Source organism: Microcoleus sp. T3_D1 (assembly GCF_036700405.1).
GTDB lineage: Bacteria > Cyanobacteriota > Cyanobacteriia > Cyanobacteriales > Microcoleaceae > Microcoleus.
Genome location: NZ_JAUBOV010000083.1, coordinates 14,044 through 33,672, shown reverse-complemented (window position 1 = coordinate 33,672; position 19,629 = coordinate 14,044). Strand labels below are relative to the sequence as shown.

The following is a 19,629-nucleotide window of genomic DNA, read 5'->3' as shown; positions in this document are numbered from 1 at the left end:
CTGTCGCCGCTGACACCACACCACCTACTGCCACTTTCACCCCCGCCGACAACGCCACGAATATTGCAGTTGCTGCTGATTTAGTTGTCACCTTGAATGAAGCCGTACAAAAAGGCACTGGCAACATTGTCATCAAGAAAGTCTCCGACAACTCAGTTGTGGAAACTATAAATGTTACTTCCACAAATGTCACTGTTAGCGGTAGTACCGTCACAGTTAACCCCACGGCAGATTTAGCGCAAGGTACTGGTTACTACGTTGAAATTGCTGCTGGTGCAATTAAAGACTTAGCTGGTAACAATTATGCTGGGATTACGGGTGCAACTGCTTGGAAATTCAACACTGCTGACACCACAGCGCCGACAGCCACCACTTTCACACCTGTAAATAACGCCACTACTGTTGCCGTTACTGCTAATGCAGTTGTCACCTTGAGTGAAGCGGTGCAAAAAGGCATCGGCAACATTGTTATCAAGAAAGTTTCGGATAACTCAGTGGTGGAAAGCATTGATGTTACTTCAGCCAAGGTCACTGTTAGCGGTAGTACCGTCACAGTTAATCCCACGGCAGATTTAGCGCAAGGTACTGGTTATTACGTTGAAATTGCGGCCGGTGCGATTAAAGACTTAGCTGGTAACAATTATGCTGGGATTACGGGTGCAACTGCTTGGAAATTCAACACTGCTGACACCACAGCGCCGACAGCCACCACTTTCACACCTGTAAATAACGCCACTACTGTTGCCGTTACTGCTAATGCAGTTGTCACCTTGAGTGAAGCGGTGCAAAAAGGCATCGGCAACATTGTTATCAAGAAAGTTTCGGATAACTCAGTGGTGGAAAGCATTGATGTTACTTCAGCCAAGGTCACTGTTAGCGGTAGTACCGTCACAGTTAATCCCACGGCAGATTTAGCGCAAGGTACTGGTTATTACGTTGAAATTGCGGCCGGTGCGATTAAAGACTTAGCTGGTAATAATTACAGTGGTATTACAGGCGCAACTGCTTGGAAATTCAACACTGCTGATACCACAGCGCCTACAGCCACCCTAGCTTCAACCGCTGTGGCACCCGTAAACGCACCCTTCAATGTCAGCGCTACTTTCAACGAAAGTGTCACCGGGTTTATTGACAGCGATATCAGCGTCACCAACGGTAAAGTTAGTGGATTTACCGGCACTGGCAGCAACTACAATTTCACTGTCACCCCAACCAACGGCACGGTAGTAACAGTCAACGTTCCCGCTGGCAGCGCCACTGATGCAGCCGGTAACAACAATATTGCTGCTACACCTTTAACCTACAACGTCAAGAATAGCTTTTCTGTTTGGAGCGAAATAGATACTTACCTAAAAAATAATGGTATTAATGTATCTGATCCAGTAAAGCAAGTCTTAGAAGGTGTGGTAAATACCATCAAGCCGTTGACAGTTGGGATTCAGAATGGTGAAATTACAGCTACTTACAATGCTACTGGGTCTCTAAATGACGTACTGAAAGCTCTGGGAATTCCTATCGCTAACGGGAGTGCAATATTAAGTGGCGATATCACAAATCCTAGCTTAAAAATTGATACTAAGCAGTCTTCTCCCACTTATAATTTGTCAGGAAAGATCAAGGATAAAGCTGTAACCTTTGGTTATCAAAGTGGTCAAGCGGTCACTGCTACCTATCAGGGAGATTTTTCTCTGGCGGACTTGCTCACCAGCATGGGAGTGAGTGGAACTCCCGGAACTTCCATCTTAACGGGGTCAATTGGCAATCCTACCCTGAAAATTGATACCAGCAAATCCCCTCTGGCTTATGCCTTATCGGGTAACATCAGTGGAAAAACCGTAACCTTTGGTTATCAAAGTGGTCAAGGGGTTACAGTCAGTTACCAGAGCGATGTTTCTCTGTCGGATCTGCTGAAGCAGGTTGGGTTTGACAGTCTTGGTATAGCGAGCGATATATTAAACACCTCGGTCAAGAACCCCAGCATAAAAATTGATACCAGCAAGCCCACTGCTGTTTATGAGCTCACTGGAGTGATTGACGGACAAAGCCTAAGTTTTAGTGTCTCTAAAAACACTATTAAAATTGGGTATCCCAAGGAGGCATCTTTAACGGATCTCGTCAAAAAAATTCCTTTTGATGGCATTAAAACCTTTGCAGATACAATCACCCCACCTCTGAGCAGTCCCAGTTTTACTATTGACAAGTCTAGTGGCTCTCCTAAATACATAGCTTCTGGGAAATTGGACTTTGGAGTTGATGATGGCAAAAATAATTTCTTTGATTTCATCAACAAAAAACTGGGCATTAAGGATGTTAGCCTTGATGCTGAATTCAATTCATCTGGAGCGAGTGTCAAAGCAGGTTTAGGGACTGATATCACACTATTCAAGACAGGTGATTTCAGTGGAATCCTTAAAGGCTTGAACCTGAACGGGAGTCTACAAAAGGGGCAACCGAGTTTTGGGATTGGAGGGAATCTAATTCTTAAAGGGTACGATCCTTTCCAAAATAACGAACCTGACTTAACACTTTCGGGAAACATTGGGCTAGATCCCACATCTCTCTCAGGATCGTTTGCACTCGATGCAAGCAATAGCTGGAAAAATCCCTTTGGCATACCTGATGCAAAAATTAGTAGTCTAGGTTTCCAACTGGGTGGGACTTATGTAACACCCTGGGTTGATAATGTTGGATTCCGGGGAGAGCTACAATTTGGTGATTTAGCTCTGAATACCGCTTTCTTAGTAGATGTCACCAATCCTGATAAATTTGCTTTGGAATTAACTGCGAAGCAACCAGTCAGCTTGGTTACCCTTTGGGCTGGTGGGCCAATTGGCTCTTATGCCCTTAAGCAATTGGGTAAGAAAAGCGAGTTTTTCCAAAAAGCCGAAACTTTTTTGAAGGATACTTTAAATGTAAAGATTGTATCTATCGATGGATCTGATGCAGATACAGAACTCGATCCACTCGTCAAGATGGTACCTTTCCCCACAAAAATTGCTGGCAAGGAATTAACACAAGGTCTTGGGATTAATGGCGAAATAACAGCTTGGGGACAAAAAGCCAAGCTCAATCTTAACGCTAATCCCTACGATACAATCAATCCAAACTTAGAAGGTTCTTTCCAGCTTTCTGCAATTGACTGGGGTTTTTTAAAGTTGACAGGAGTAAACGGTGGCAGCGATCCTTTGAAATTAGCAATCAAGGTATCTCCCACTGAACAATATCTCAAAGCAGACGCGAAACTTGTGCTTTTTGGGACTGAAGTTGCTAAAGCAAACGTTGAGTTTACCCCCACTAGCGCCAAAGTCAAAGATTTTGTTTTGAATTTCGCAAACCTACTAAGACTAGACATTAACGATTTTTCAGTTGATCTCAATAACAAAACAGCGAGTGGTTCTGGTTCAGTGAGCTTACTGGGAAGAGAGATTGCCGGAGCCAAAATCAATGCTGATAGTAATGGGCTGAAAGTTCAAGGAAATCTTGACTTATTCGGAGCCTTCTCAATCGAGAACGCAATAATTGATATCAAAAATGCAAACGATATCAAAATCGGAGGGACAGCCAAAATTTTTGGTCAAGATTTAGGCAGTGCCGACATCAGCCTACAGAATGGCCAGCTAAAAGTTAAAGGTAAAATAGGCGTCAATATCCTCAATATTGGCAATATTGGTGCAAGTCTTACGATTACCTCGGATGGTACAGCTAGTGGTTCCAAGATTCAGGTAGGTGCCGAAGTTTTAGGGAAAAACTTTGACTATACCATGTCACTAGCTCCGCTGAGAAGTATGGAAGATTTGTTTGACCAGATTACGGGCGGTGCTCTCGGTGCAGTCACTGAGGCTGTAAATAAAGCCATTGATGGTGTCGTTAATGGATTTAATAGTGTGACATCAGGTGTACTCGATACCTTCAAGGATGTTGGCAAATTTTTTGAAAACTTAGGGGGATTTATTTATAGTTTTGTAGACGATTACTTCCTGGAGAGAAATAGCCAAAACGTAGCATTGGGTAACGGCAACGACTTTTACGACGCAAGAGGAGAGAATGATACTGTTGCAGGTGGACGTGGAAACGACCGTCTACTAGGTGGATGGGGTCGTGACAAACTCGAAGGTCAACAGGACAATGACCAATTAGAAGGCAACGGGGGCAGCGACACTTTATATGGCAACGAGGGAAATGACTGGCTAGAGGGTGGAAAGGATAGTGATTTTATATATGGTGGATCTGATAACGATCTCATATATGGTGGCGGCATCCTTGGTGACAATGGTAAAAATGATGCCCACGATTGGCTCTACGGTGAGGGGGGCAATGACAAGATTTCCGGTGGTGACGCAGACGACCTAATTTATGGAGGAGATGGCCAAGACATTCTCTCTGGAGACAATGGTAATGATTTTATACAGGGTGATAACGGTAGCGACCGTCTTAATGGTGATGCGGGCAATGACACCCTTAATGGTGGTTTGGGTGATGACCGTCTCTATGGTGATGCGGGCAACGACGTTCTCAGCGGTGAAGCCGGCAATGACGAGATCCACGGCTATCAGGGTAATGACACCATTGATGGCGGAAATGGCAACGACGTTCTCTTTGGTCAGGGAGATAACGACTTCCTCCGAGGTGGAGATGGGGATGATGCTCTCTATGGCGAAGACAACGGAAAAACGGGAGGAAGCTACGACGGTAGCAACGACAAAGACACACTCGAAGGTTCATGGGGTAAGGATAGTCTCTTCGGCGGTTTGAGTGACGATTTGCTCCGTGGTGGAGCCGGCAATGACGTTCTCAGCGGTGAAGCCGGCAATGACAAACTCAATGGCGATGAGAATGACGATTTCCTCGACGGTGGTGACGGCAACGACTCTCTAAACGGCGGGAGGGATAATGATACGCTCTTTGGTCGAGGGGGCAATGACTTCCTTGAGGGCTTTGACGGCAATGACTACCTTTATGGGGGTGATGGCAACGATCAGATCTACAGTCACAACGGCGATGACATCCTTAAAGGAGAAGCAGGAGACGACGCGATCGGGGGTGGGTCTAATAACGATCTCCTCGATGGTGGGGATGGTAACGACTCCCTCTACGGTGAGGGAGATAACGATACTCTCTCTGGTGGAAATGGCAGTAACTTCCTTGATGGAGGTGACAAAACTGATACTGCCGACTACAGATTTTCTACTGGTGCTGTTCGAGGCAGTTTAACGGATGGCAACGCCAATTTTTCTAGCAACAAAGATACGTTAAGTTCGATTGAGAATATTATTGGTTCGGCTCATAACGATCGATTCAATGGCGACAGTCAGAATAATACCCTCTCTGGTCAAGCTGGCAATGATAGTCTCTTTGGTGAGATTGGCAACGATCTTCTCAGGGGTGATCAAGGTAATGACGAACTTCACGGATGGGAGGGCAATGACACCCTGGAAGGCGGAACTGGCAACGATACTCTCTACGGTCAGCAGGGCGATGACAATATCCAAGGTGGAGATGGCAATGATAGTATTGATGGTGGGGCTGGTAACGATATTATTGATGGTGGGGCTGGTAACGATATTATTGATGGTGGGGCTGGTAACGATACCATTGACGGAGGGGCTGGTAACAACGATATCTTGCTCTTGACCGGTAAAAAAGAGGACTATAAGTTTACCCAGACAGCTACAGGATGGCAAATTGTTGCTCCTAATGGCGATGTGAAAATCGTGACCGGAGTTGAGAGTTTTAATCGCGAGGCTCCTCAACCTAAAGAAACACCCACGATTTTAAGTCCAAAGGTAGTCGAAAATGTAGTGATACCAGTAGTCAAAAAAACATGGAGCTTCTTCCAAAAGATTCGCATCATCGACGGTTACATTTCTGGCGGTAAGGTGTTCTTCGATGCCAACTTAAACGGGGTTTTTGATGAGGGTGAACCCTTTACGATTACCACGGCGGATGGTGGCTTCGATCTGACCCTGAATACCGAAAAGTTTGATACCAACCAAAATGGTGAACTCGACTATACCGAAGGTCAGTTTGTTCTGATGGGAGGTATGGACATCCTCAGTGGGGTAGATGCGGCAACTGGTTTGCCGATGGCTACGCCACTCACTTCTACCCTGGCGTCAACGGTTGTGACACCTTTAACGACGGCGATCGCCTCTATGGTGCAGCAAGGCGTTGACCCAGCAACAGCGGAAACTCAGGTGAAATCAGCGTTAGGATTGCCCGCAGGAGTTGACTTGGGTAGTTATGACCCCTTAGAGGCGATCGCCAAAGGGGACGCGAATGGTGTATCGGTATTCGGTTCGATGATTCTGGTGCAAAATACGATCGTCCAGACAGCGAAATTCATTGAGGGAGTTTCGGAAACAGCAATTGCTCAACTCGCATTTAGCGGTATCGGGGCGATCGCAAATCAACTCAAGGGTGGCGCTGCTGTAGATTTAGGCAAAACAGAAACAATCTTGGCGATCGTTCAAGCAGCCATTACCAAAGCAGCAGAGTCTGACCCCAAAATCAACCCGACACAACTGGCTGCGAGTGCGGCTGCTGCGGCTCAAATCATGGCTTTGGGCAATCAAATGGTCAAGGATCTCGTCGCTAGCGGTCGCCCCATCAAAGATATTGCCCTTGAGATCACGAAATTGCAGGCGGTGTCTGTAGGTCAAATTGCTGTCGGTTTGTCCGATTTGGCTGCGGGAACTGTGACTGTTGAACAGTTCCTCGCTCAAAACACCAAAGAGGCGATTCTGGCGAGGATGGAGAAGGTGAAGGTTAATGACCCTACTGTTCGCCCTGTTGTCGAGACGAGCGCCCTCAAAGACCCGATCGATCCAGAGGAACCTACATCTGAGGACACCGGCAGCGCCCCCGACACCGAAACCGGCACCGACACACCAACACCGATCGCTCCGACCCCACCGATCGCCCTGACCCCATCAGTAACAGCCTCCGACACACCGACACCATCGGAAACAGCCTCCGAAACACCAACACCATCGGAAACAGCAACTCCCACGCCAACAACTAATAACCTCTCAGACGATGAGTGCATCTGCGACCAAATTACCTATCCCAACTTAAACCGACCCAACTCAGTTGAAAACACCATACTCGACGCATCCGGCCTTCAGATAGGCACTGCCCAAAACGATGAATTACTAGGTAGCGATGCTGCCAACATATTCGAGGGCAAATCCGGGGATGACAACCTATACGGTGGTGCCGATAATGACATTATTAATGGCAACCAAGGCAATGACTTCATCGCCGGAGGCAAAGATGAAGATACTCTCTACGGAGATGAAGGAAGCGACATCGTTCTTGGCGAGTCGGGCAACGATTTAATCTTCGGAGGCAAAGGCAATGACTTCTTACATGGCCGCGAAGGTATTGACATCATTTATGGCAACAAAGATGATGACTTCATCGATGGTGGTAAGGATAATGACACCTTATATGGAGGCAAAGGTAACGACATCCTGCTTGGCAGTCAAGGTGATGACAATCTGTTTGGACAGCAGGGAAATGATACCATCTGCGGCGGTGAAGGTAATGACTTAATCAACGGTGATGAAGGAGCAGATATCCTGGGAGGGTGTGCCGGAAATGATACTCTGTTCGGAGGCGCAGATAACGATACTCTCACTGGTGGCAAAGGCAACGATATCCTTGACGGAGGCATGGGAAATGATAGTTTGATTGGCGGTAGCGGCAACGATATCTTTGCCTTAAAAGCCGGTCAAGGATTTGATATAATCGCTGATTTTACCCTGGGTCAAGATTTGATTGGATTAAGCGGTGGCTTGAGTTTTGGTCAGTTAGAAATAACTCAAAATACTCAGGGAACTATTATTAAGAATCTCTTGACAGGGGAGCAGTTAGGTGTGATGGTTGGAGTGAGTGCGAATTCGATAACATCTGCTAATTTCATGCTGGTTTAGGGAAGGAGAGAAAAGCGCGATCGCCCTTAATACCAATTTTATATGAGGTTGCATAGAATCTGATCCCCCCTAACCCCCCTTATTAAGGGGGAGTAGGGGGTGGACAAGAGTTTGGTCAGAGTCAACCCCTACTCCCCTTATTAAGGGGGATTTAGGGGGAGCGAAATATATGCAACTTCACATTAAATTGGTATAAGTAAAAAAAAGGCGATCGCACTTAACCCAAATCAACATTTATCTGCGTTCATCGGCGTCAATCCGCCGCCATCTGCGGTTAAAATTTCCTACCTACTATTACGGCAATTTCACTTCAGTCTCCTGACTGATAACTACTGGCGGCGACAGAGTAGGCTCAGGTTCGGCCACATTCAACTGACCGCCACAACAACGCAACTCGTAAAGTTTTGCATTAATTTGATACTCATATTGACTCAATAACCTTGCATAAATATAGCCAGCTTTTCCATCCAAAAAGCCGAGCTGAATGAAGTAAAATAAAATAAATCTGAGCATTGGTTTCAAAGGCAGCCGCACCCAAACTTTTTTGAGAAAGCGTTTCCGCTGTACGGCATCCCCAAATAAGTGAGCGCCAATAGTGCCGCTGTCGTCGCGCCCTTCAATAATATTGTAATAAACGCGAGCTTCCCAATTAGAATAGCGGTTGTGCCGTTCTATCCAGTGAAATAAATCGCGGTAATCCTCGTGGATCATGTCATTTTTTAAGTATCCCACTTGACCCGCTAAAATGACGTGTTCGTGAACTTCGTTGTCGCCAGTATTGGGGACGGATTCAGTGCCGAGGTTTTCGTAACGGCCTTTTTGATGCTTGAACAAACGCAAATTCCAGTCGGGATATCGGCCGCCGTAACGCAGCCACTGACCTAAAAAGAAGACTTTGCGGTTGAGGTAGTAGCCGTCAAAATTGGGGTCTTCGATCGCCTGCGCGATTTCGTCCCAAAGTTCCGGCGGAATGCGCTCGTCGCAATCGACAATTAATACCCATTCGTTGCGAAAGGGCAGATTGTCCAAAGACCAATTTTTCTTTTTGGGCCAGCGGTTGTCGAAGTAAAACTGCACTACTTTTGCGCCCGTGCTGATGGCAATTTCTACCGTGCGATCGCAGCTTTGGGAATCAACCATGAAAACTTCATCCGCCCTGGCAATGCTGGCCAGACACGCAGGTAGATTAAGTTCTTCGTCTTTTGCCGGAATGAGAACTGAAACCGGAATCTTGGATGAACTAGATGTCATAATCGAGTGCTTGAACCTAAATGCGGTCGAGTTTTGGTGGATGAAATGCGATCGGCACAGCCGCGCCGACGACTTGAGCAGCGAGGGATATTGCCTATAGCCTAATGCCTGCTGGTCGATTTCGGTGCAAAAATCAGGCCGCGGATGGCTGCGCTCAAATAACCGATTTGACCCCAGGCAAAAACGAAATTTTCAAAGCGCAGCCCTGGATCTCTAATATATTTAAAAGACTTCCAGACACCCCTCAATATTCTTTCACCCCCCCGCCCAAGCTGAGCAATACCGGCTCGATCGGACAATTGTTCGCGATAACACTCGCTGATGCCTTGCCACCACCCGCGCTGTAGAAACCAAGCTTTGTTGAGCCTTTCTGTGGCGACATGGTGAAGCACCAGGGCCTCCGGTAGATAAACTACTTGCCAACCTAACTCTAAAGCTAATTCTGTGGCCCGCAATTCTTCATTTGACAGCAACTTTGTGCCTACTCGACCGAGTTTGACATCGAAGCCACCAATTTGTTCGAGAAAAGCGCGCCGGATTGAGTAGTTTACACCCCTGGGAGTCAAACCGGCAGCAGTGACGTAAACGCAACTTTCCCCCAAATCGTAAACTCCCAAGTTCTGGGCTAATCCCGGTGACAGCCATTCGGGCGGGCTGACTGCAGAAGGCCAGAGCAAATTGACTTTGCCACCAGCTACGGCGAGTTTTTGATTGCTTTGATAAGCCGCGTGCAGCACCCTGAGCCAATTCGGCTCAGCAATAGCGTCGTCGTCGAGATAAGCTAATATTTCACTGCGAGCTTGCTTAGCGCCGGTGTTCCGGGCTACTGACAGACCGATTTCGGGTTCCCAGACGTACTTGAGGCGGCCATCCCCCAGTCTTGCTTCTACTACCTCGCGAGTGCGCGAAGTCGAACTTTCGGGGCTTGCATAATCGCTAGAAGCGTTATCCACTACTACTACTTCAAAGTTGTCGGGAAAATCCTGTACCAGCAAGCTGTCGATCGCCCCACCTAAATAGGCGGCGCGATTGTGGGTGCAAATAATCGCTGATATCTGAGGACGATCTGGCATAAATAACAGCTTGGGAAATACGGGGGTTCTCGATCGACTTACTCTGATATTGTCTCATCAATGCTATTATCGCTTAAAAAGCATTTGGTAGTTGGCCGTTTAAATCATCATGGGTAATTGCTAATTGGGAATTGGCAATTGGGAATTATGTTTAATCCTTTGTATGTGACCCCGCCCAAAGAAGGGAGACAAGCCCGCGACATTAGTCGCGAGCCGCCCAAAAATTTTAACCAAACTTCAATCTCCCAAAATCATTTGTTGTGGAGTAAATCTAAAATCTAAAATCTAAAATCTAAAATCGACTGACTAATGATTAACTCAGAACCCACCACATCGAGACAATTAATCTTAGTAACTGGGCCGGCCCGAAGCGGCAAAAGTGAATGGGCCGAAACTCTGGCGGCGGGTTCGGGAAAACAAGTAATCTATGTGGCTACCGGTCAGGTTGATGAAGCCGATTTGGAGTGGGTTCGCCGCCTCGAACAGCACCGAAATCGCCGTCCAGTTGATTGGGCAACTCTAGAAGTGCCGATCGAATTATCGGCCGTTGTGCGGGCAAGCAAGCCCTCAGATTGCTTGTTGATTGATTCCCTGGGAACTTGGACGGCAAATCTTTTGGAACAAGAAGCTGCTGTTTGGGCGACTACGCAGCAAGATTTGCTAGCTAGTTTGAAGTCGGCGGCGGCTGATGTAATTTTGGTAGGGGAAGAAACCGGATGGGGCGTTGTGCCTGCTTATCCGGCGGGGCGGCTGTTTCGCGATCGCCTCGGCACTCTGGTACGCCACATCGGGGCGATCGCCGATACTGTTTACCTCGCCACCGGAGGTTACGCCTTGGATCTAAGGGCTCTGGGTACACCGCTGCCGCCGGTCGCGAAAAATTAACAGCCGGAGTCGCGATCGACAAGAGAGAAAACATCTCGGTTTCCCGAACGACAATTTTAACTGAAAATCAGGTATAGTTTTAATTAAGATTGAAAACTAAAAACTCACATAAATTAGTCAAAAAACCTACTCCATAGGGGGAACAGCCCAACAATTTGACATGAGGAATAGCAATATTTTGAAATTATGTAATACCAATTTTTTATGATGTTGCATAGAATCCGATCCCCCCTAGCCCCCCTTAATAAGGGGAGTAGGGGGTGGGACAAGATTCTTCTCAAAGTCAACCCTTACTCCCCAACAATCAGGGGGATTTAGGGGGATCGAGATATGTGCAACTTCCCATTAAATTGGTATAAAAGATAAAATGTCTCTTAAGAAAGAGTGGTAATTTCCAATTAAAAGTCTAAAATAATCAATTAGTTGAAGGGTTGACTAAAAGTTATGGCATCAGATAGTGAAGTAAGAAAATATATTGCTTACTGGTTTCAGTTAGGCAAAAAAGTATTAATTCGCAACGGTTCCGAAGCGCTGCAGCCCAAATTGGTAAATGGGGGCGATCGCTACAGCCAGGAATTTGAAGACTGCTGGCAAAAAATCATCTCCCGCGACAGCGGAGACTGTTACCTCGAAGGCACAAACGAAACAATTGCCCAACTGCTGACGCCAGCTTGGGAAATCAGTCCCTGCGCGCGCTGCGCTATGCCCGTAGTGTTCAAACAAACCGGAATGCCCCCGGAGTTCTGTCCCTGTAACGACTTACCGAACTGGCCCGATACCGAAATGCCCCAACCTCGATCGCCAGTCAGCAGCCAATCGCAACTATCAGGCATTCGCGATCGACTCAAAAGATCCAGCAGCGGCGAGTAAGTATATAAGAAGGAATAAGGGTCTTCTTCCTTAAATTGTTACAATATATTTACAATGCTTCACACTAGGTCTGATTTATGAATGTCAAGACAGTATCGCCAGCCTCCCCGCAAACTTATGTAAATTCAGGGACTCAGGCTGTACTCGGCAATCTCCAAGATGCAAATACAATTCCCCTGCAAGCAGTACCAGTATCACTAGAGACGGAGGTCGCCACTCCCGAACCGCTCAAATCAGCCAGAGACATAGCTTTCGAGTTAGCCGGAGATGCTGTTCGGTACGATCCAGTGGCGATCGCAGCCCTGTACCGAAATCGACCCCTACAAGTCTGGGGAAGGCTGTCGAGCGTTGTTTGGACATTTTTTAGCTTTGCCTTCAGTTTGTGGTTCGACGGCAAAACAGGTCGCACCCTCAAGAACGAAAAGCGCCGCGCCGTCCGACTGCGGGAAATTCTCGGCCAACTCGGCCCAGCTTTCATCAAAATCGGACAAGCACTTTCAACACGCCCCGACTTAGTACCGCCAGTATATTTAGAAGAACTAACAACGCTGCAAGACCAATTGCCAGCATTTCCCAACGAAGTAGCATATCAATTCATCCAAGAAGAATTGGGAGCCCACCCCAAAGACATCTACGCAGAAATCAGCCCAGATCCGATCGCAGCAGCATCTCTCGGACAAGTCTACAAAGGCAAACTCAAAACCGGAGAAACAGTCGCAATCAAAGTGCAGCGACCGGGTTTAGCCGAGAACATCGGCTTAGATATCTACATCCTGCGGCGTCTTGCAGTTTGGGCACAAAATAACTTCAAAATAATTCGCAGTGACCTCGCCAGCATTATGGACGAGTTGGGCGAGCGCATTTACGAAGAAATGGACTACACCCACGAAGGTCAAAATGCCGAACGGTTTGCCCAACTCTACGGCCACATCAAAGACATTTACGTTCCCAGCATCTACTGGGAATATACCCGCCGCCGCGTCTTAACAATGGAGTGGATCACCGGCATCAAACTTACGAATTTAGAAGCCGTTAAAGCTCAAGGAATCGACGCTCCTTACTTAATTGAAGTGGGGGTGCAATGCTCTCTCAGACAACTTCTAGAACACGGTTTCTTTCACGCCGACCCGCATCCCGGCAATCTTTTGGCAACTCTTGACGGTCAGTTGGCTTATCTCGATTTCGGGATGATGAGCGAAGTAAAACCTTATCAGCGGTACGGCTTGTTGGAAGCTGTGGTGCATTTGGTGAACCGCGACTTTGAAGGTTTAGCAAAAGATTATGTCAAGTTGGAGTTTTTAACACCAGATACGGATTTAACGCCAATTATTCCAGCTTTGGCGGGGGTATTTAACAATGCTTTGGGTGCTAGCGTTGCCGAGCTCAATTTCAAAAGCATTACTGACGAGCTTTCGGCGGTGATGTATGAATATCCTTTCCGGGTTCCAGCTTACTATGCTTTGATTATTCGATCGCTCGTTACGTTAGAAGGGATTGCCATCAACGTTGACCCGGAATTCAAAGTGCTGAGCAAAGCCTATCCTTACGTAGCCAAACGGCTGTTGAGCGACCCCGCACCGGAATTGAGAGCATCCCTGCAAGATTTGCTGTTCAAACAAGGCGAATTCCGCTGGAACCGCTTAGAAAACTTGCTCAACAATGCCCGCGAGAGTGAGGATTACGATGTCAGCAAAATCTTGAACCAAGCATTAGAGTATTTATTTTCCGAAAGAGGAGATTTCATTCGCGATCGTATTGTCCTGGAATTAGTCAAAAGTCTCGACACACTTTCCACCAACGCCTTTGCTAACGCCAAAGCAGTCGTGGGCGAATGGTTTGGAGTCAAGGCCAATCAACCGGTGGTTTCACAAAAAGAAAAAAACAATCTAGAACACATCAAACGGATTTGGGATATTTTGCAATCAACTCCCGGTTTTGACGGGACGAAAGTATTGCAGCTTCTTCCGCAGTTGTTGGTGAAACCAGAAGTGCAGAATATGGGGCAGAAAGTAGTCGGCGGTTTAGCTCAAAGAGCAGTTGCTAGGGTGATTCGCGAGTTTTTGCTTTCGCAGGAACCGGATGCGATTCCCGTGAATGGAAGCTATCCTAAAACTTCGCCTCAGTTGTCTTTACCTGCGGCGAAGTAGTTGGATTGGGAGTTTTTTTGACCGCAGATAGAGGCAGATAAACACAGATGAACGCAGATGGAATTCCGTCTGCGTTCTTTTAATTAAGCTAATGCTGTAGCGGCTGGTAAAGGTTCAATTTCTTCGGGCTTGGCGTGACGGCGGGGGTCATCAAAACCCCAAGCAAATAGCCAATTGGGGTCAGCATTACCGCACCCGATCGAATATATTTGGCTGTGTTTGAAATGCTTGAAAAACTCCTGACACTTTTCATCGGTCATTAGCGATTCTTCTAGCGGCCAATCGTGAATTAGGGCGTATAAATCAAATTCGTTTCGCTCTGGATTCCATTGATATCGCAATTCAGGAGTGTAACCAAGTTCTAGCAGTTTTGTCAATGCTTCATCAGGGTTTTTATAGTTGTCTAAGTGAACGCGGTTCAGGGAAACAACTACTTGTACGTGGTGGTACTTTGCGGGTGTTAATCGATATTCGGTCATCGGTTTTTCCTTTTTTTCTCGTCACAGGTGTAGTAGGTTCTTCCGGTTGCATCGGGGTGTCTTGTTGCTTCGCGGTTTTGCTGTTCGCATCGCTTAGCAGCTTCTGCGTCACTCCGAGCATAAAAAGGTCTGTCCGGGTATTCAGCGAGTTCGGCTTCCAAGTCTTCCCAAGATTTTTCTGGGTTGTCTGCGTCTCTCAACATTTGTCCCTCGCTTAATGTCTCGTCAGTCTTGAACGTTTTGCCCCGCTTGAGTTTTAGGCTCTGGCGGGGTTTCTGCTGTCTCTAGCCATTGCTTCATCAGTAAACCGATGACTTCGCTCATTGGCTTTTCTTGAGCTGTGCAAGCTAGTTTGAATCGTAGCTTTAGCCTTTTATCTACGTAAACGCTTAGTTCAGCCATTTCAGGTGGAATTTTTTTAGCCATGTCTCTCATACGCGCATACCTGTATTCTCGCATCTGGCGAGGGGGCGGTTTACTGCGTGGTGACATGACTACGTATTGCGCGGTTGCGCGATACGTAGTCATACCTGCATAGCCAAAAAACGGCAACCCCACCGCATTAAGAAATGTTGTTGCCGGAAACGCCGAACCAGGTATCGCTACCCGATTCTTCCAGCAAGATGTCGCTGCCTGCTTCGTCGTAATCCTGTTCACAAAAGTGGAGACAGCTAGCTCATAAAATCTTTATGTTGACTAAAACTTCAAAAATAGATAAAATTTCTACAGTAGATCTTTTTACTTGCTGCGTAAGCCTTATAGCTCTTTCAGATGCAGAATCAGAGTCGCTTCCTTCGATCGAAACGGCTACGCGCTGCCCTCTGGTATGCCGCCAACGGCAAGTGCCAGCATTGCAGATGTGATTTGCCTTCAGACTGGCACGCAGATCACATTGAGCGATGGGCAGAAACTCAGAGAACCAATGTCCACGAAATGCAGGCATTATGCCCCAAATGTCATCATCAAAAAACTGCTGAGGAGAACAGAAACATGACAGATTCACTGCAATTAGAGCTAGATTTTTTTTCTTCACAAGCTCCTAAAGAACCTCATAATTTAAGAAAGCATCAAGCTGAATTTTATCAAATCTGTAAACGCATAAAGGCGGGAGAACAAATTAAAAAAATTCTTATGCTGGTTACGCCGGGAGGCGGTAAGAGTCTTATCCCAGTAATTGCTGCAGCAAATTTAATTCCAAATCGTAATTCTAGCAACAGCTTTCATGGAACTATAGCTGATGCAATTTGTTGGGTGGTTCCCCGACTAAATCTCCAAAATCAAGCAGAAGAACAATTTGAAGATTGGCAGTTCAGAAGTCTGCTAGGGCATCAGCATAGAATTATGGCAAATAATAATGAGCCTAATCCATGCAAGGGAATGTCTGGCTATGTGGCCACATACCAGGCTATTTTAGAAGGTCGCGATCTTCATGCTCAAGAAATTCGACGCAAGCGCTATATTCTAGTGCTAGATGAGTTTCATCATGTTAAGCAAGATGGAGCATGGCATAGAGCGTTACAGCCATTAGTGGATGATGCTGTATTAGTCATCTTAGTAACGGGAACTGGCGATCGAGGAGATGCGCAACCAATTGCTTTTATGCCTTATCAAGCAACTACTAGCGGTATTACTCCCGATTTATCAAGTAGTAAAGATACCGTAGTTATTGAATACACGCGAGGACAAGCACTCAAAGAGGGTGCGATCGTTCCTCTCCATTTTGAATGGGGTGATGGGGAGGCTAAATGGATAGACCAACAAGGGCAAGAATGTTCAGTCGAAAGCTTAGCAGAGGCTGGAGACTATAGCAGCTTAGCACTTCGCACAGCGCTTAGTACCGGATACGCCGAGCAGTTACTCACAAAGTGTGTTGATAATTGGAAGTCACATAAAAAAAATAACCACCGATCTAAGCTATTGGTACTCGCGCCCTCAATACCAATAGCTAATCAATATTTGGAGTGGCTGCAAAAGTTAGGAATCAAAGCCTTAAAAGCCACAAGTGATGAATCAAAAGAAGCGCAGGTAGCAATTAAAAGATTTAAGAAACACTACAATTACGGCGATGCAAAAGCAGTTGATGCTCTAGTGACAGTGGCAATGGCCTATGAAGGACTGGATGTTCGGGCAATTACCCATGTTGCCTGTTTAACTAATATCAGAAGTAAGCCTTGGCTTGAACAATCATGGGCAAGGGCTGCCAGAGTCGATCGAGAAGCTGGAGATTTGAAAAAAACAGGGCTGATTTATCTTCCAGATGACCAGCTAGCTGCTAAATGCGTACAAGCTATCATAGCGGAACAAGAGCCAATTATTAGGGAAAGAGAATTAAACAGGCGTGACAATGACAATGGTGGAAATGGGGATAACGATGCTAAAAGCAAAGAGCCGCGATATAATAGTAGTATCGCATTAAGTTCCAACTTAACACGATCGAGAGCATCTGATTTAAGTAGCGGGGAAATAGTAGATTATGCTGAGACTGCTCAAATCCAATCAGCAATGCAAAAGGTTGGATTGGGTGGAATTAGTACCGTGCAAATGAAACGATTTCTCGATGCTTATCAGGAGCCGGAAGCCAAAGATAGTCATGATTCTTTAATTGGGATCAAAGAATCTTTGACTCCCAGTGAAGAACGGGACATTATACGAGAAAAGATTGAAAAATATGTCCGTTACTATGCAGCAAGGAATGGCATAGAATCCAAAACCATTAATGGGGAAATTGTCAAAGAATTTGGCAAGTCACGCACAGCAATGGCACTTGAAGAATTGAGGCGGGTGTGGGCATGGCTACAAAGCAAATATCCAATGAACGATTGAAAGCTCACATAGAAACTCTGGGCAATGCAGGCGAACTGAATGCACCTCCTGGATCGCGCCCTTGGGCGATCGCTGTAAGGCTGGAACTGCAATCAGCCTTACATGATGCTGCATTCAATGCTCAACAATTGAAAGCATGGCGCGATTTGATGAAGCAATTCTCTGGCTATCATCAGCTTGTTGACGAGCGTGGAAAGCCATTCAAGACTTATGAGGAACTCTGCAAGGCTAAACCACCTTTTGGTTTGGGTTACGAGCCGTCAGATATTGACAAAATCATTCAGGAACTAGCATCACCTAATGCAAAGACCTTTGAGCCTGAAGAAGATCAATTTCAAGAGCAGGGAAGTTCGTCAAAATATTTGGAAAAATTTTCTAAGCTGCTTCAAGCTTGTCCAGACCAGCAGCCTATAAATGCAGTTAAGATTAAACGAGTATTGCGGACTTGTTTAAGTAACGCACACATTTGGAGGAAAGGTTGGCTAGAATTGGGATGGATTGAACCATTATCCGGTAATAAACGTGGTGATTACCACATCACCGATTTGGGGCGGAAACTGGTGAAAGATTGGTCAGAAAAAGTTCCATCTAGTAGCCTAAATACCCCTTCATATGTAAAGATTCCTCGCCATAATCCCAAGAGAGCTGGAGAGGTGCTAATTAAAAATTTGGACTCTGAGCAACTCAGAGAACTTTATAGTTTAATCGGAGAATCGCTTGCGCTTGAAAACAATCCATAATAAAAACCCTGTTTTTTCAACAGCACTTATGCAATGGGCATCAGGACAATCAACTTGTAGGGTGCTCTACTACTTTCACGATCAACGGAATATTGAGGGGTTGGGATAGTAGAGTACCTTACTAATTGTGACACTTGCATAATTCCTGATTTTTTGACCGCAGATATTAGCAGATAAACACAGATGAACGCAGATGAAATTTCGTCTGCGTTCTTTTAATTAAGCTTGAATCCTTTAGCTGCTAATTGCTGGCGGAGACTTTGAATTATTACGCGGTCGAGAGTATTTTCACCACTATTTGTACTAGATTTGCGCTGTTGTTCAATATATGCTGCACGCTTTTGAGATAAGTCGCGGATCGTCTTTTTAATCGCTTCTCTTTCGGTTTTCTTTCCAGCTACATATGCTCTTTTTTCTGTTAGCGTCATCCCTCGCATGATTTCTGGTAAATTATCATCTGATATTGCCTCTAGTTTAACTGTTCCGTTTTCGAGAGCATCCAGCAAGTCCCAAGAAGCATTATCATAGTATTCAGAAGCTTTGGACGCACTACGCAAAACTGTATTGCTGCCAGCATTACTATCTTCAACTGCTTGACGTTGTTGTCCTATTCTTCCTTCTCTACCGTAGGGAATGTAGGTTTGATTGAGTTTAGTATTCCAAGTAGAAATTTCGTCGTCGTAAGGAGACTTAATTACCACAATTTGTTGGTTTTGATTAATGTTGAAGCTACTACCTTTTGCTAAATCTGCTCCTGATGCCCAAAGTCTTCGCTCCTGACTTTCGGCTGAACCACAGTAGATTGTATTAACGAGGGTATCTCCTTTGACAGCAAGATTGACCGATTGATTCCAAACTATTGGGCCTTGATCGAATGGTTCATTACCCGCAATAAAAATCACGCGAAAATCTTCCTGATTTTTACTCCAGTTTAATTCTTGCATTGCCGAACGAATTACCCAGCCAGCATATTCTTGACCGCCGTTGGTTTTGATACTAAATAGCTTTTCGGAAACTAAATCTAATTCAGGAGTAAATCCAGTTAATAATCTCACAAAACCTTCCGAAGAAGGTAAAGTGTCATTACCATAATGGTAGAGGGCAACCTCTAACTCTGGCACTTGGCCGTCTTTGGTTACTTTAGTTAAAAAATTAACAATTTGCCAAAGTTGAGTACGAGTCTGGTCAATCAATCCATCCATGCTATTACTAGAATCTAAAAGGATGGCTATCTGAATTTTTGCTTTGGCGAAAGCTGCTGTGGGAGAACATAAGATACTTAGGGTTAAAGCTGTAGTGAATAAAATTCGAGTTAGTTTCTGCATGAAATTTTCTGATTTGTTAATAGTCAGGACTGACGCACTCAATGGCTGTGTGGCAAGGGTTTGAGCTTCTTCGCAACCAAGAGCGAATGACAGCATTACGTT

General features: G+C 45.8%; 13 protein-coding genes and 1 pseudogene. 8 read left to right on the top strand and 6 right to left on the bottom strand.

What is annotated here, in order from left to right; all coding sequences use genetic code 11:
• Positions 1–7,934: Ig-like domain-containing protein (locus QT992_RS27540; protein ID WP_333378204.1), on the top strand; the 7,934-nt coding region annotated here is incomplete at its 5' end.
• A gap of 294 nt (positions 7,935–8,228) precedes the next feature.
• Here the strand turns inward: QT992_RS27540 and QT992_RS27535 are convergent.
• Complete coding sequence (locus QT992_RS27535; protein ID WP_333322489.1) at positions 8,229–9,146, bottom strand: glycosyltransferase family 2 protein; 918 nt, start codon at positions 9,144–9,146, stop codon at positions 8,229–8,231.
• On the opposite strand from QT992_RS27535, the gene QT992_RS27530 reads away from it, so the two are divergent.
• Positions 9,073–9,285 carry a hypothetical protein gene (locus QT992_RS27530; RefSeq protein ID WP_223300923.1) on the top strand — a complete coding sequence of 71 codons (213 nt, stop codon included), beginning with the start codon at positions 9,073–9,075 and terminating at the stop codon, positions 9,283–9,285. The two genes, QT992_RS27535 and QT992_RS27530, sit on opposite strands and share 74 nt — an antisense overlap.
• A 1-nt stretch (position 9,286) precedes the next feature.
• Here QT992_RS27530 and QT992_RS27525 read toward each other — a convergent pair whose 3' ends face one another.
• Complete coding sequence (locus tag QT992_RS27525) at positions 9,287–10,258, bottom strand: glycosyltransferase (RefSeq protein ID WP_333322487.1); 972 nt, start codon at positions 10,256–10,258, stop codon at positions 9,287–9,289.
• Positions 10,259–10,567: 309 nt separating this feature from the next.
• On the opposite strand from QT992_RS27525, the gene cobU reads away from it, so the two are divergent.
• The 3 genes from cobU (at position 10,568) to QT992_RS27510 (ending at position 14,160) form a co-directional block, all read left to right on the top strand.
• Positions 10,568–11,143 carry a bifunctional adenosylcobinamide kinase/adenosylcobinamide-phosphate guanylyltransferase gene (gene cobU, locus QT992_RS27520; RefSeq protein WP_333343007.1) on the top strand — a complete coding sequence of 192 codons (576 nt, stop codon included), beginning with the start codon at positions 10,568–10,570 and terminating at the stop codon, positions 11,141–11,143.
• A gap of 444 nt (positions 11,144–11,587) precedes the next feature.
• Positions 11,588–12,013 carry a hypothetical protein gene (locus QT992_RS27515; RefSeq protein WP_333322484.1) on the top strand — a complete coding sequence of 142 codons (426 nt, stop codon included), beginning with the start codon at positions 11,588–11,590 and terminating at the stop codon, positions 12,011–12,013.
• A gap of 77 nt (positions 12,014–12,090) precedes the next feature.
• Positions 12,091–14,160, top strand: a complete 2,070-nt coding sequence (locus tag QT992_RS27510) for an AarF/ABC1/UbiB kinase family protein (RefSeq protein ID WP_333322482.1) — start codon at positions 12,091–12,093, stop codon at positions 14,158–14,160.
• A gap of 83 nt (positions 14,161–14,243) precedes the next feature.
• Here the strand turns inward: QT992_RS27510 and QT992_RS27505 are convergent, their stop codons facing one another.
• From QT992_RS27505 to QT992_RS27495, 3 genes are read right to left on the bottom strand one after another with little or no spacing between them, the layout of a single operon-like run.
• Complete coding sequence (locus QT992_RS27505; protein ID WP_333341501.1) at positions 14,244–14,639, bottom strand: hypothetical protein; 396 nt, start codon at positions 14,637–14,639, stop codon at positions 14,244–14,246.
• Positions 14,636–14,842 (bottom strand): hypothetical protein, encoded by a 207-nt coding sequence (locus QT992_RS27500; protein ID WP_333341503.1) that lies wholly within the window; start codon positions 14,840–14,842, stop codon positions 14,636–14,638. The genes QT992_RS27505 and QT992_RS27500 overlap by 4 nt, the downstream gene beginning before the upstream one ends.
• 22 nt (positions 14,843–14,864) lie before the next feature.
• On the bottom strand, positions 14,865–15,065 hold the full coding sequence (locus QT992_RS27495; protein WP_190663069.1) for a hypothetical protein: 201 nt from the start codon (positions 15,063–15,065) through the stop codon (positions 14,865–14,867).
• Positions 15,066–15,410: 345 nt separating this feature from the next.
• On the opposite strand from QT992_RS27495, the pseudogene QT992_RS33780 reads away from it, so the two are divergent.
• From QT992_RS33780 to QT992_RS27485, 3 genes and pseudogenes are all read left to right on the top strand, one after another.
• Positions 15,411–15,602: pseudogene (locus tag QT992_RS33780) on the top strand (HNH endonuclease); the annotation flags it as partial.
• 27 nt (positions 15,603–15,629) lie between these two features.
• On the top strand, positions 15,630–17,462 hold the full coding sequence (locus QT992_RS27490; protein WP_333341505.1) for a DEAD/DEAH box helicase family protein: 1,833 nt from the start codon (positions 15,630–15,632) through the stop codon (positions 17,460–17,462).
• Positions 17,429–18,202 (top strand): hypothetical protein, encoded by a 774-nt coding sequence (locus tag QT992_RS27485; RefSeq protein WP_333341507.1) that lies wholly within the window; start codon positions 17,429–17,431, stop codon positions 18,200–18,202. The genes QT992_RS27490 and QT992_RS27485 overlap by 34 nt, the downstream gene beginning before the upstream one ends.
• Positions 18,203–18,417: 215 nt before the next feature.
• On the opposite strand, the gene QT992_RS27480 is transcribed toward QT992_RS27485, so the two are convergent.
• The gene (locus QT992_RS27480) at positions 18,418–19,623 is read right to left on the bottom strand and encodes a hypothetical protein (RefSeq protein WP_333341509.1); all 1,206 of its coding nucleotides are present in this window, start codon (positions 19,621–19,623) and stop codon (positions 18,418–18,420) included.
• Between the last annotated feature and the right edge of the window lie 6 nt (positions 19,624–19,629).